Origin of the sequence: Pseudoclavibacter sp. VKM Ac-2888 (assembly GCF_015351285.1) — a bacterium.
Classification (GTDB): domain Bacteria; phylum Actinomycetota; class Actinomycetes; order Actinomycetales; family Microbacteriaceae; genus Pseudoclavibacter.
In genome coordinates this window covers 2,147,561-2,160,089 of the sequence record NZ_JADKSM010000001.1, presented here as the reverse complement: position 1 = coordinate 2,160,089, position 12,529 = coordinate 2,147,561, and the positions used below count along the sequence as shown (strand labels likewise).

At 69.0% G+C, this 12,529-nt stretch carries 14 protein-coding genes; 6 read left to right on the top strand and 8 right to left on the bottom strand.

Annotated elements, in window-relative coordinates; all coding sequences use genetic code 11:
* Positions 1 to 40 precede the first annotated feature (40 nt).
* Together ITJ61_RS10160 and ITJ61_RS10155 are read right to left on the bottom strand one after the other, a co-directional pair.
* Entirely contained in the window at positions 41 to 691 is a 651-nt protein-coding gene (locus ITJ61_RS10160) for a GntR family transcriptional regulator (RefSeq protein WP_104305775.1), read from the bottom strand.
* Positions 692 to 702: 11 nt separating this feature from the next.
* Positions 703 to 1,764, bottom strand: a complete 1,062-nt coding sequence (locus tag ITJ61_RS10155; RefSeq protein ID WP_104298060.1) for a cation diffusion facilitator family transporter — start codon at positions 1,762 to 1,764, stop codon at positions 703 to 705.
* A 128-nt stretch (positions 1,765 to 1,892) separates the two neighbouring features.
* On the opposite strand from ITJ61_RS10155, the gene ITJ61_RS10150 reads away from it, so the two are divergent.
* Positions 1,893 to 2,282: a chorismate mutase gene (locus ITJ61_RS10150; protein ID WP_160070803.1), complete on the top strand. Its 390-nt coding sequence runs from the start codon at positions 1,893 to 1,895 to the stop codon at positions 2,280 to 2,282.
* A 57-nt stretch (positions 2,283 to 2,339) separates the two neighbouring features.
* Here the strand turns inward: ITJ61_RS10150 and ITJ61_RS10145 are convergent, their stop codons facing one another.
* The gene (locus ITJ61_RS10145; RefSeq protein ID WP_104298062.1) at positions 2,340 to 3,527 is read right to left on the bottom strand and encodes a MalY/PatB family protein; all 1,188 of its coding nucleotides are present in this window, start codon (positions 3,525 to 3,527) and stop codon (positions 2,340 to 2,342) included.
* Positions 3,528 to 3,626: 99 nt separating this feature from the next.
* Here ITJ61_RS10145 and ITJ61_RS10140 point away from each other — a divergent pair, with 99 nt between their 5' ends.
* The gene (locus tag ITJ61_RS10140; RefSeq protein ID WP_323744339.1) at positions 3,627 to 4,928 is read left to right on the top strand and encodes an O-acetylhomoserine aminocarboxypropyltransferase/cysteine synthase family protein; all 1,302 of its coding nucleotides are present in this window, start codon (positions 3,627 to 3,629) and stop codon (positions 4,926 to 4,928) included.
* A 247-nt stretch (positions 4,929 to 5,175) separates the two neighbouring features.
* Here the strand turns inward: ITJ61_RS10140 and ITJ61_RS10135 are convergent, their stop codons facing one another.
* Positions 5,176 to 5,712, bottom strand: a complete 537-nt coding sequence (locus ITJ61_RS10135; RefSeq protein WP_104240096.1) for a CGNR zinc finger domain-containing protein — start codon at positions 5,710 to 5,712, stop codon at positions 5,176 to 5,178.
* 26 nt (positions 5,713 to 5,738) lie between these two features.
* On the opposite strand from ITJ61_RS10135, the gene ITJ61_RS10130 reads away from it, so the two are divergent.
* Both ITJ61_RS10130 and ITJ61_RS10125 read left to right on the top strand, forming a co-directional pair.
* Entirely contained in the window at positions 5,739 to 6,014 is a 276-nt protein-coding gene (locus ITJ61_RS10130) for a hypothetical protein (protein WP_194686100.1), read from the top strand.
* Positions 6,015 to 6,191: 177 nt separating this feature from the next.
* Positions 6,192 to 6,641 (top strand): hypothetical protein, encoded by a 450-nt coding sequence (locus ITJ61_RS10125; protein WP_104240098.1) that lies wholly within the window; start codon positions 6,192 to 6,194, stop codon positions 6,639 to 6,641.
* 292 nt (positions 6,642 to 6,933) lie between these two features.
* Here the strand turns inward: ITJ61_RS10125 and ITJ61_RS10120 are convergent, their stop codons facing one another.
* The 4 genes from ITJ61_RS10120 to ITJ61_RS10105 all read right to left on the bottom strand — a co-directional run bounded on the left by ITJ61_RS10120 (position 6,934) and on the right by ITJ61_RS10105 (position 9,675).
* A complete protein-coding gene (locus ITJ61_RS10120; RefSeq protein ID WP_104240099.1) occupies positions 6,934 to 7,398 on the bottom strand; it encodes a DIP1984 family protein in 465 nt (154 codons plus the stop codon).
* Positions 7,399 to 7,410: 12 nt separating this feature from the next.
* Positions 7,411 to 8,334 carry a hypothetical protein gene (locus ITJ61_RS10115; RefSeq protein WP_194686099.1) on the bottom strand — a complete coding sequence of 308 codons (924 nt, stop codon included), beginning with the start codon at positions 8,332 to 8,334 and terminating at the stop codon, positions 7,411 to 7,413.
* A 147-nt stretch (positions 8,335 to 8,481) separates the two neighbouring features.
* On the bottom strand, positions 8,482 to 9,396 hold the full coding sequence (locus ITJ61_RS10110; protein WP_194686098.1) for a hypothetical protein: 915 nt from the start codon (positions 9,394 to 9,396) through the stop codon (positions 8,482 to 8,484).
* 87 nt (positions 9,397 to 9,483) lie between these two features.
* Positions 9,484 to 9,675, bottom strand: a complete 192-nt coding sequence (locus ITJ61_RS10105; protein WP_194686097.1) for a hypothetical protein — start codon at positions 9,673 to 9,675, stop codon at positions 9,484 to 9,486.
* Between ITJ61_RS10105 and ITJ61_RS10100 the strand changes: the two genes are divergently transcribed.
* Both ITJ61_RS10100 and ITJ61_RS10095 read left to right on the top strand, forming a co-directional pair.
* The gene (locus ITJ61_RS10100) at positions 9,661 to 10,734 is read left to right on the top strand and encodes an aminotransferase class V-fold PLP-dependent enzyme (RefSeq protein WP_194686096.1); all 1,074 of its coding nucleotides are present in this window, start codon (positions 9,661 to 9,663) and stop codon (positions 10,732 to 10,734) included. The genes ITJ61_RS10105 and ITJ61_RS10100 overlap by 15 nt on opposite strands.
* Positions 10,735 to 10,766: 32 nt before the next feature.
* The gene (locus tag ITJ61_RS10095; RefSeq protein ID WP_104305782.1) at positions 10,767 to 12,452 is read left to right on the top strand and encodes a threonine/serine ThrE exporter family protein; all 1,686 of its coding nucleotides are present in this window, start codon (positions 10,767 to 10,769) and stop codon (positions 12,450 to 12,452) included.
* The last annotated feature ends 77 nt before the right edge of the window (positions 12,453 to 12,529 follow it).

Genomic DNA, 12,529 nt, shown 5'->3' with positions numbered 1-12,529 from the left:
TCGTTGTGCCTCGAGCTCGCGCGCCGGTCGCGGTGCCCGTTCAGGCGGTGCGCGGTGTGAGGTGCCGGTGCACGGCCTCGTGGATGCCCTCGATGTCGCCCTTCTCGGTGAGGCGGACGAGTTCCTCGTGATGGGTGCTGAAGTCGCCGAGCGCGGGGTGCGCGCCGATTGCGTGCGAGGTGCAGATGAGCGACTCGGTCGCGATGGTCGAGTACGCCCGGGAGAGGCGCGAGTTGCCTGCACTCTCGACGAATCTCCGGTGGAAGGCGTGGTCGAGGCGGAGTGCCCGGATCTCGTCGCCGGCATGGGCGGCTTCGTGCAGCTCCGCCACGACGGCGGACAGGGTCGAGGCGATGCTCGCCCGCTCGGCGGGGGGCTTGGCCGCGATGACGGCGGCGGCCGCGCACTCGAGTGCTTCCCTGGCCGCGAAGATCTCCGCGGCGTCCTCGTCGGTGAGTTCTCGGACGAAGACGCCACGATTGCGGCGGCTCTCGAGCAGGCCCTCCTGGACGAGCCGCTGCAGCGCCTCACGAACCGGCCCGCGCGAGACCTCGTAGTCAGCGGCGATGCGCGCTTCGTTCAGCTGTGCACCTGGTGCGAACGAGCCGTCGATGACCTGCTCGCGGAGATGGTCGGCGATGATCGCCGAGGTCTGCTGGCTCTGGAGGCCAAGCGTGGCTGCTGCGCTCATGGGGTGCGTCCTCAGCTGTGGAGCTGGCCCGAGTGGGCCGCGTGGTCGACATGGGTGGCGGGCTCGACCTGGAAGGTGCTGTGGCTCGTCTCGAAATGCTCCTTGAGGCACGCATCGAGCTCGCACAGCACCGCGTCGAGGCCCCGCTCGTCGAGCGTCTCCGGGGCGACGACGACGTGGGCGGAGAACATGGGCACGCCGGAGGTGATGGTCCACGCATGCACGTCGTGCACATCCACGACCCCGGGCACGGACCGCAGGTGCCTGCGAGTGGCGTCGAGGTCGACGTTCTTCGGGGTGGCTTCCATGAGCACGTCCACGACCTCGCGGAGCAGGCTGATGGCCCTTGGGAAGATGAGGACGGCGATGAGGATCGACGCGATCTGGTCGGCGACCATCCACCCCGTCACCCAGATGACGATGGCCGCGATGATGACGGCCACGGAGCCAAGCAGATCGCCGAGGACCTCAAGGTACGCGCCGCGCACGTTGAGGCTCTCCTTCTGGCCCGATCGCAGCACGAGGAGCGAGACGAGGTTCGCGACGGCTCCGATGACCGCCGCGGCGAGCATGATGCCGGACTCGACCTCCACCTCCTGCCCGAATCGGCGGATCGCCTCGATGAAGATCGTGACGGCGATGACGCCGAGGATGAGTCCGTTGATGAGTGCCGCCAGCACCTCCGCTCGCTGGAAGCCGAAGGTGCGGCGGGAGGATGCGGGGAGCGTCGCCACGTAGCTGGCGAGGAGCGCGACGGTGACGCCGGCCGCATCCGTGAGCATGTGGCCGGCGTCGGCGAGCAGGGAGAGCGAGTTCGAGGCGAAGGCTCCGACGATCTGCACGAGGAAGACGCTCGCCGTGATGGCGAGGACGATGATGAGCTTCTTGCGGTGCTTGCCCGTGGCCGTCGTGTGGTCGCCGAGCCCGTGGCTGTGCCCGTGGTCCTCGTGGAGCTCGGAGGAGCGTTCGACGCACGGATGCGTCGGGCTGAAGGCCTCGCCGCCGTCGTGGTCGTGCGCCGACTGATCGCCGTCGTGGCGGTGGCCGTCGGCAGGCTCGGTGGGGTTCGACATGCGTCCAGGCTAGCGCTGCTGTCGATTGTTGACAATCTCCAATCCTGGGACGATGGCAGAGAGTATCGGTCCCGAGCCGCGCCTGGCGCGTATTTCTCGCGACACGGAGCCAGCGCTAGGCTCCTGGCATGTCCTCATCGAGCGAAGCCCCCGCAGTCAGGAACGAGCACGTCGATGGCGTCGAGTCCCCCGCATCCGCTCGCGACGCGCAGGTCCAGCACACGTCGGACGATGCAGCGCTGCGCCGGCTGACCTCGATCCGCGGCAGCATCGACAACATCGATGCCGCGCTGGTGCACATGCTCGCCGAGCGCTTCAAGTTCACGACCCTCGTCGGTGAGCTGAAGGCGGAGCATGGCCTGCCGCCCGCAGATCCCGACCGTGAGCGACGCCAGATCCTCCGCCTCCGACAGCTCGCGGAGGAGGCGCACCTCGACCCCGAGTTCGCGGAGACGTTCATCAACTTCGTCATCGCCGAGGTGATCCGCCACCACGAGCGCATCGCCGAGCAGAACTAGGCGATCGGGCCCGCCCGCGGAGCTGCTGGCCCGCTTCCTCGGGCGTGTGCGGGTGCCCTAGCGGGCCGCGAGAGCGTCGGCCATGCGCTGGATGATCTCCTCGATCACCGGCTTCGGGGTGGCGAACACGATGCGCACGTACTGCTCGAAATCGGCACCGCAGGACGCACCTGCGGTCAGGGTGACGCCGGCGTTGTCGAGGAAGAACTTCGCGGGTGAGCCATCGATGCCGAGGGCTGACACGTCGAGCCAGGCCACGTAGGTCGATTCGGGCACGATGGCACGCACGCCGGGCAGGAGCTCGGCAACGAGCCGGAAGAGGAGGTCGCGGTTCTCGACGAGCGCCGCGTTCACCTCGTCGAGCCAGCCGTCGCTGTCGCTGTACGCGGCCTCGGCGGCGAACGCACCCAGGATCGACGAGCCCCACACGACTCCGAAGCCGAACGTGCGGTAGTGCTCGAGATCGGCGTCGTTCGTGAAGATGATCTGCGCGGACTTCAGGCCAGCGACGTTCCACGCCTTCGAGGCCGCCGTCGAGGTCACCGAGTGGCGGGCCGCTTCGGCCGAGACGGACGCGTACGGGATGTGCTGCGGCCCATCGAGGGTGAGCGGCGCCCAGATCTCGTCCGCGAAGACGCGGCCTCCGCCGCGCTCGACGATGTCGGCGAGGCGGAGGAGCTCGTCCCTCGTGTAGACGGCGCCCGTCGGGTTGTGCGGGTTGACGAGCACCACGTTGGCCGGCCCGTTCGCGAAGGCACGCTCGATGCCCTCGAAGTCGAGCGTCCAGCGCTCGTCTTCGATCACTCCCGCCACCTCGATCGTCTCGCGCCCCTGCAACGCGTCGGTCACGAGGAACGGCATGTACGCGGGCGTCGGCACGATGATCGGAGAGCCCGGAGCCGTGAAGTGACGCACGAACACGTCGAAGGCGCCCATGACATCGGCGATGTGGTGGATGCGCTCGGGCTCCACCGCCCAGCCGTAGCGTCGCTCGAAGAACGCGGACGCGGCCGTCGCCGTGCGCGCCCAGGTGGGCGGGGCGAGATAGCCGAGCTCGTCCTTCTCGACGGCTCCGAGGATCGCCTGCCGCACGTTCGACGCCGTCCCGAAGTCCATCTCCGCGACCCACGCGCCGATGGTGCCCTCGTTGAGGCTCCACTTTCGGCTGTCGGGGCGGGCCAGCTCCGCGCGGGTGACGGCGTCGAAGCGCCTCGTGGTCTCGGTGCTGCTTGTCGGCGAGGGCATGTGGGAAACGTAACCACGCAAACGCTCGAGGCCCCTCGCGTATTTCCAAAGGTTTCGCCGCGGCTCCACAAGCTGACGCGAGTTCCGTACGTTGACCCTGTGGCCATTGAAGAGCGAAACGAACAGACCTTTGCGACCAGGCAGATCCACGCCGGCGCGGTCGTCGACAGCGACGTCGGCGCACGCGTGACCCCGATCTACCAGAGCGCCGGGTACGTCTTCCCGTCCTACGACGAGGCCGAGGCCCGATTCTCCGGCGAGAGCGTCGGGCGCGCCTATTCGCGCGGCGACAACCCGACGAACGTCGTCGCGGGGAAGCGCATCGCGAACCTGGAAGGTGGGCGGAACGGGCTCGTCGTGTCGAGCGGGCAGGCGGCCATCGCCATGACCCTGTTCTCGCTGGCCGCCTCCGGTGACCACATCCTCTCGACGGCGAGCCTCTACGGGGGCACCCGGCAGCTGTTCGACGGCAGCCTCACCCGGCAGGGCCTGAACTTCGAGTTCCTCTGCGCGGACGCGAGCGAGGAGGAGTGGCTCGCGCGCATCCGCCCCGAGACTCGGGCCGTGTACACGGAGTCGATCCCCAACCCCAAGAACGACGTCGTCGACCTCGAGCTGCTCGGGCGCGTAGCCGCCAAGGCCGGGGTGCCGCTCATCGTCGACAACACGGTCGCGACCCCCTACCTCTGTCGTCCCATCGAGTGGGGCGCCGACATCGTCATCCATTCCACCTCGAAGTGGCTCTCGGGTCATGGCTCGGTCATCGGCGGCGTCATCATCGACGCTGGCAAGTTCGACTGGGCCGCCAACTCCGAGCGGTTCCCGCACTTCACGAAGGGGTCGTTCGAGGGGGCCCCTTCCTTCATCGAGCGGTACGGCGCCGACACGTTCATGAGCTACGTGAAGTCGGTCACGGTCCTCGACTACGGACCCACGGTGCCGCCGACCAGCACGTTCCTGTTGCTGCACGGCATCGAGACGCTGTCGCTGCGCATGGAGCGCCATGTCGCGAACGCGCAGCGCGTCGCCGAATGGCTCGAGGCCCGACCCGAGGTCGCCTCGGTCGACTACTCGGGACTGCCGTCGAACGAGTACTACGCCCTCGCCCAGAAGTACCTGCCGGACGGTGCTGGTTCCGTCGTCTCGTTCGACCTTCCCGGCGGCCCGGATGCGGCGCGCAAGTTCGTGGAGGCCCTCGACCTGGTCAGCCACATGACGCACATCGGCGACGTGCGATCGCTCGCGCTGCACATGGAGTCGACGATCTTCAAGCGCTCCTCGCAGGAGCAGCGCGACGAGGCCGGTGTGACTCCAGGACTCATCCGCCTGTCGATCGGCATCGAGGGGATCGAGGACATCCTCGCCGACCTCGAGCGCGGCCTCGAGGCGACGCGGTCCTAGCAGGCGCGGCCCCTGCCTGGCGCGGCCCTGCCTGGCACAGCTCCGGGTGGTCGGCGTCGCGCGCGTGCGACTCGCGCCCGGTGGGCTTGCGGGGTTTCTGCATCCCTGATGGGTTTCGACGCTGGGCGTGATGGGTTTCCGCGACTGGTCATGGGTTTCTTCCCATCACGGTCGCGGGAACCCATCACGCGCATCCGGGGCACCTCGCAGGTGCCCTCGGCGAGGAGCGTGCTGGGTGCGGATGCGCTCACCTCGTCGCGCGAGCCCGGTGTCGGCGAACGGCGGCCCGGTTCGCGCAACGCACCGAGCAGTACCGCTGGCGCCCGTTCCGGGTGACGTCGACGACCACGTTGCGGCACTCGTCGCCCTCGTCGAGGCCGGCCGCGCATCGGCCGAGGCGGTGCATGCCTCGCGTCGTGAGGTGCAGGGCGGTGCCGACGGTGATGACGGCGAGCAGGATGTCCGGCAGCGACATGTTCCAGTCGCGGTAGTGGAGGTGCCAGCCTTCGTTGTCGTGGTTGGTGAGGCGCGGATAGGCCGTCGCCGAGGCCATGAGGGTGTTGAGGACCTCGGCGCGCTGTTCGTCACTCGGGGCATCCACGACGCGGAGCCACTCGTCGATCACGGCTCGGGTGCGCGCGTGGTCCTCGGCCTCCGGCGGAAATGGCATGGTCATCCCGTGCTCGCGGGTGCGAGCGAGGAGCGCGGGGCGGTCGGCTGGCCAGTCGTTGGCCAGCGAAGCGGCCAGGATGACGGCGTACTCACCGTAAGGGTTGAGATGCATAAGGCTATTACACCAGGCTCGATGGCATGAAGAAACTCACGCCAGCAGATGACTTCGCCACGCGCCCTATCGCGTTCCCCGCCGCCGCGCACGCGCCCGTTCCAGCAGTCGCCGACGCCGGGCCGACGTGCGTCGAGCACGGATGGGTCACCGCATCCCGACACGCGACGTCGCTCGGCACGATCATCTACAGCGCCTGTGCGAGCTGTGGCACGCACCGGGCGGAGCTCCTCGAGCCGCGCGACTTCTTTCCCACACCCATCTCTCACGCGGTCGGCGTGCGCTCCGCAGATCGCTCCTAGGCTCGGGAGAGGTGCCGCGGGGGCTGGTTCCGCCCGCAGGCGCGGAAGGCCGGAAGTCCGCATGCACGGCCACGGATGCGTCACATCCATCTCTCGGATGACGAAGTTCACCACTTCGGATGACGCGATAGACCCGGTCCAACAAGTAGTGTCACTCCTGTGCACCCCCGTCGAGCAGTGACCTTCGTCGCCCTCAGTGTGCTCTCCGTGACCTCGCTGTCGGCCTGCGCGACCCCCGATCCGGTGCGCCTGGTCGATCACCTCAAGGTCAACGAGCTCTCGGCGACGATGGAGATCGATGAGCTGCTCCCCGAGGACGCGAGCGCGTTTGTGCTCGGCTGCCCGTACAGCGATGTCGATGCGCTCGCTGCGAGCTCCGGCATCGATCGCGAGCTGTTCCGCGTCGGCGACCGCGACCTGCCGGGCCTGACGACCGACGGCCCGGTTGCACTGCTGCCCGTCATCGACGGCAAGGTCCGCCCCGGCGTTTCCTACGACACGCAGCACGTGTCGATGTGCGGAACCCACAACGAGGCGACCATCGACCGCGGATCGACGCTCACCTTCGCGCAGGACGGCTACGGGCAGTGGTTCGCCGTATCGGTGCTGCCGAGCGAGCAGGCGTAGCGCGCACAAGGCGCCGCCGAACCCCGCGGGCACGCAGAAGGCGCTGCCCGTCGTTCTCGGTGCGGTGAGGTCCCCGATCCCGCCCTCGGCGTCCGGCCAGCACATGGTGATGAGGTGTCCTACGTGCGCGGTTCCCGGTGAGGGATGCTGGGCTGAGGTGTGACGGCCGAAGCCGAGACGCTGCCCACCGCGTCGACAGGTGGACTGGAAACCGCCAGCCCTCGGTGTGTGCTCGCGCCGTTCGCCTACCGACTCACCGCGACAGTCTTCCCCGTGTTCGCTCCGTCGACGGCTACGCCTCGAGGAGCTCCACCTCCCAGTTCGTGCGCTGGATGACGACGTCCAATTCGCGGAGCGCCTGCGCGACCCCGTCGGCCTTGGCACGCACGTCGCGCACCGGCAGGGCGGACATCTGCCGCAGCTCGCTGCGCATCTGCCGCTGCCCCCACGACCCGGCCGCCGCATCCGCTGCCCGCACCAGGATGCTGTGCTGCGTGCGCAGCGTCTCCCGCGCCGCGAGCAGCGCCGTGATGGTGCGCCCATCTTCCGTGGGCGCGGTCGCGTTGGTGATGTTGATCGACGTCACGAGACGCTCCAGCTGCAGGAGGCGAGTCGCGCACTCCTCGAGCAGCTCACTCGCGTCTTCGGTCGGCTGCTCACCCTCCTGATAGGAGGCGTTCGCGACGATGCGAGCCTGCAACGACTCGACGCGCTTCTGCAGATCAGCGCGCTCTAGGAGCGCTTCGGCGAGTTTCATGTGCTCACGATCTCACGTCGTTGCTGGCTCGATGATGATGGGGCCGAGCGGGGAACTCTCGTGCGTGATCGAGACGGAGACATTCCCGGCGACGCCCGCAGGGATGGCGAACACGTCGGCGCGGTCGATCGATTCGACGCTGCAGCTGGCACCGTCACCGTCTTTCGCGAGGTACCGGTAATTGATCGAGATCTCGGATGTGCTCAATGCGATGAGTTCGCTCGGCACGTGGCTGCACGGCTCAGCGCCGTCTGGGCGGATGACGGTGAAGGTCCCGTCGTCATTGGCGACGACCACGGGCCGACGCTGCGTGATGTCCGTTCCGGGGATGAGGGCCGACTGCTCGGCGGTCGCGACGGGTGCCACAGCGCCGTCCAGCGTGGTGAAAGCTGGGGCGACCGCCTCCGTCGTCGCCCCGGACGGGATCTCCACGGTCGGGTCGTCGGTCTGCACGTACTCACTGGTCATGCGCACCTCGACACCCTCCGGGTCGATCCCGGGCGGGACCTGGAACTCGTCGACCCTCGTCATCCCGGTCAGTGTGCAGGCCTGTTCAGGATCGCCGAGGTAGGCGTACGTGATGAGGATCGTCGTGCTGTCGAGCACCATGAGCCGCGACGGCGCCTCACTGCAGGTGTCCACCCCGTTGTCGCTGCGAACGACGCGGAACGTCTCCCGGTCCTCGCTCAGCACGGCGGCTTCGACCCGGAAGTTGTCCTCCTGGCGGAGCAGCTCTTCTTCCTCCTGGGTCGCAGCTCTGGCCACCGCGAGATCGAACTCCTCGACGTAGACGCCTCCGTCAGCCCCGGGCGTCTCGCTCGGGTTCCCGACTCGCGGGTCCGTGGGCGCGCATCCGACGAGCGTCGCGAGAGCCAGAGCGGCAAGAGCCGCGGCGAGGGGCGTCTTCGAACGGCGCAGCGCTGTCGTCTCGGTCATGCTCGAAGGCTACAGAGTGGGGCGGTCCCGGGGAAGGCTCCGGCTGTGCGACACGGCGCTGCCGGGTGGGCTGCGGGAGGGCGAGTTCAACTCGCGATGAGGAGTCGAGGCGCCTGTCCTGGAATCACGCAGCTGCCTTCTCCCGTCTCACGTCGGGAGCTGCTCGATGACGATGGGGCGGTACTTCGGGTACTCGAAGGCGATCGAGACGGCGACCGCACCGGTGACGCCCGCCGGGGCAGAGAAGGTGTCGGTGCGATCGATCTGCTCGAGGCCGCAGTCCTGACCGGGTTCGCCGAGGAAGCGGTAGTGCACGGCGACCTCGGAGGCGCTCAGTGCGACGAGCTCTGCTGGCATCCGGCCGCACGGATCGGCGGAGTCCGTGCGGACAACGGAGAACGAGCCGTCCGGGTGCGAGATGACGGCAGGCACTGGGCCGTAGGGGTCGGTGCTGACGATCGTGGCCGATTCCTCGGGCGTAGAAATCGCCGAGCTCAGCAGCTCGAACGCGTTCAGGCTCGGGAACTCGACGTTCGCACCCCCACCGCCGTCCGTGGCCGGTGCCGCATCGAACGCGAGTGGCGCGGGTAGCGTCGCCTCGTTCGCGGTGCGCACCTCGACGCCGCGCGGTTCGATTCCCGGCGGGACCTCGAACTCGTCGACGCGGGTCGTCCCCACGGCGCTGCACAATTGGCCAGGTTCGCCGAGGAAGCGGTAGGTCACGAGGATGGTCGTCGGGTCGACGACCATCAGGCGGATGGGGGCTTCGCTGCAGGAGTCATCCGGACTGTCTGTGCGGATCACCGTGAAGCGGGTGCCGTCCTCGCTGAGGACCGCCGCCCCGTTGACACGATCCGGCGAGCTCAACAGCTCGCCCTCCGTGGTCGTGGCAGACCGGGCGGGTTCTGGTTCGAACTCGACGAGGTACGGCTCGTCGCCCGGGGACCGGTCTCCGGTCTGCGGATCGGCGGGCGCGCATCCCACGAGCGCTGCGACGGCGAGGGCGAGGACCGCCGCGCAGAGGGGCATCTTCGCTCGGCGCAGCGCTGTCGTCTCGGTCATGCTCGAAGGGTACCGAGCGGTGCGGCCGTCGGGAAGACGTGATCGCGCGACCGCGGAACGGCAGACTCAGGCTGGGGAACTAGTCGGTCACGACAGGATGTGGAGCTGTCGCACCTCGTCGATGAGCTCCACGGTGATGGGGGCCGCGGCCACCTCGAGCGGAAGATCGAACTCGTCGACGACGGAGACGCCCATCGCCATGCAGTCCGACGTGGCCTCGCGCTCGGAGATGATCGCCCCACCACCGGTCGCTAGCCTGGCCTCATGTCCTGGATCCACGCAGCCGCCTTCTCGGCAGAGCCCCTCTACCTGAACACCGCGTCGATGGGGCTGCCGCCGAAGGCGACGACGGATGCGCTCACCCGGGAGATCGCAGGCTGGAGCGCGGGGCGCCGACAGGCGAACGACTACGACGCCACGGTCACTCGATCGCGGCAGCTCTACGCGGAGCTCGTGCACGTGCCCGCCGCCTGGGTGGCGATCGGCAACCAGGTCTCGCCCCTCGTCGGGCTCATCGCAGCCTCGGTTCCGGACGGCGCTGAGGTGCTCTTCGCCGAGAACGACTTCACGAGCGTCAGCTTCCCGTTCGCGGCCCACGCCGACCGTGGCCTGAGGCTGCGCGAGGTGCCCGTGCACACCCTCGCGGAGGAGATCGGCTCGGACACGGCCTGGGTCGTCGTCTCGGCGGTGCAGTCCTCGACGGGCACCCTCGCCGACCTCGACGCCATCGAAGCTGCGGCGAAGAAGCACGGGGCGCGCACCCTCATCGACCTCACGCAGTCCGCCGGGTGGAACGACGTCGACGCGAGCCGCTTCGACGCGACCGTCTGCGCCGCCTACAAGTGGCTGCTGTGCCCGCGAGGCACCGCCTTCCTGACGCTCGATCCGGAACTGCACGACAGCATCCGCCCGCTCGCCGCGAACTGGTACGCGGGTGAGGACCCGTGGTCGAGCATCTACGGGCTGCCGCTCCGGCTGGCAGCGGATGCGCGACGCTTCGACGTCTCGCCCGCCTGGCAGGCATGGGTCGGCACGGAGGCCTCGCTCGAGTTCCTCCTCGGGGTGGGAGCGCCACAACTGGAAGCGCACGCGCTCGAGGTGAGCGCCGCATTCGCGTCGGCGGCGGGACTCCCGGATGCGCGCTCCGCGATCCTCGCGCTCGCCCCCGTCGAGGGCGCAGCCCAGCAGATCAAGGACACGCTCGAGCGCCTCGACGTGATGGCCGCCAACCGCGCCGGTAACTTGCGGCTGTCCTTCCACGCGCACAACACCGCCGACGAAGTCGAGCCGCTCGGAGCGGCGCTGAGAGGCCTCGTGCACATCGTCTCCGGACGCTGACGCGGCCCCTCCCGCGCAATTAGACTCCGGCCGTGCGCGGTAAGAACTTCTTCGACAACCTGGCCAGGAAGGTCGGCGGGAAAACCCCGTCGACGACCATCGGGCGCCGCGCGCAGCGTGCCCTGCTCGCCGAACGCAGCATCCGCGAGGTGCTCGAGCTGGCCGTGCGGGTCGGCGAGACGATGCTCGCGCTCGGTGCCTCCGCGACGGACGTGACGGACGCGATCCGCCGCACCACGAAGGCGTTCGGCGTCGACTGCCAGATCGACCTCACCTTCACGTCGATCCTCGTCGTGCACGACGGGGCGAACGACGGCGCGGGCATCAGCCTGCTGCGCGTCGTCAACAGCCGCCTCCCCGACTACGACCGCCTCACCCGGGTCATGGAGCTGTCGCGCGAGATCGCGGCCGACCCCAACGACATCGACGTCGCCGAGACGATCGACGACCCGGCGAAGCTGGAAGAGGCCCTGCAGCAGCTCGAGTCGTTCCACCAGCGCCTCGACGAGATCCTCGTCGCCCCGCAGCGCTTCCGCCGGTCGATGGTCACCGTGTGGCTCGCGCTCATGGCCGGCGGCGTCGGCTTCCTGCTCGGCGGCGGACCGCTCGTCTGCCTGCTCTCGGCGGCGACGACCGTGATCGTCGACCTCGTCCTCCAAGCGCTTGGCCGTTGGGGGCTTCCCGCCTTCTTCCTGCAGATCGCTGGCGCCGCTATCGCGACGGGGGTGGCCGTTGGCCTGCTCGCGTTGCGTCCGGTGCTGCCCGTCGACTTCGCCGCGCTCCCGCCGGCGCTTGTCGTCGCATCTGGGCTTGTCGTGCTGCTCGCCGGGATGTCGTTCGTGGGCGCTGCGGACGACGCCATCAACGGCTTCCCCATCACGGCGATGGGGCGGCTGCTCGAAGTGGTGCTGCTCACGCTCGGCCTGATCGTCGGCATCGCCATCGTGCTCGACGTCGCGCGGGGCCTCGGCATCGACCTGCGCCTCGTCGAGCGATCCGTGCAGCCGTGGCCGTCGGCCGTGCAGGTGGTCGGCGCCGCCATCGCAGCCGCGGCGTGGGCGCTCGCGTCCTACGCGACCGTGCGCACCGCCCTGGTCGCCATGGTGTTCGGCGGAATCGCGTACCTCGGCTACGACATCCTCGTGACAGCCGGAACAGAGCCGCTCGTCGCGACCGCTGTGCCCGCCCTCATCATCGGCGTCCTCGGCGAAGGCCTCTCACGCAAGCTGCACATCCCCGCCACCATCACCACCGTCTGCGGCACCGTGCCCCTGCTTCCAGGATTGGCCATCTACCAGGGGATGCTCGACATCACGTCGAGCTCCTCCTCGGACGACGGCGTGCTGCGACTCGTGCAGGCGGGCTCCATCGGCATCGGCATCGCCGGCGGCGTCACCCTGGGGCGGTTCCTCGCCCGGCAGTTCCGGCGTCGTCGTCGTGGCGCGCCGCGCGAGGCGAGGGTCATGTCGAAGCGACAGTTCCGAGGAACCGCGACCGCCGGCCCTGAGACACGCGCCATGTACGTCATCCCCGACGAGGTCGCTGTCGGCCTCGAGACAGGAATGCTGCGCATCGTCTCGGTCGACGAGGTCGTGGATGCGGTGACCGGCGCCGCCGCGAAGGGTCCAGATGCGCCAGCTCAGCCGGACGCGACGGCGCGGCCGACGCATCCCAACGTCGCGCTCAAGCGCGGCGACCTGAACGCTCGCGGAGAGTGACGGTCGGGGGTGAGGCATAGAGTCTCCTCGGTCCCGCCGTGCTCCGAGAACCGGAGCAGGCGAGCGAACGACCTCCA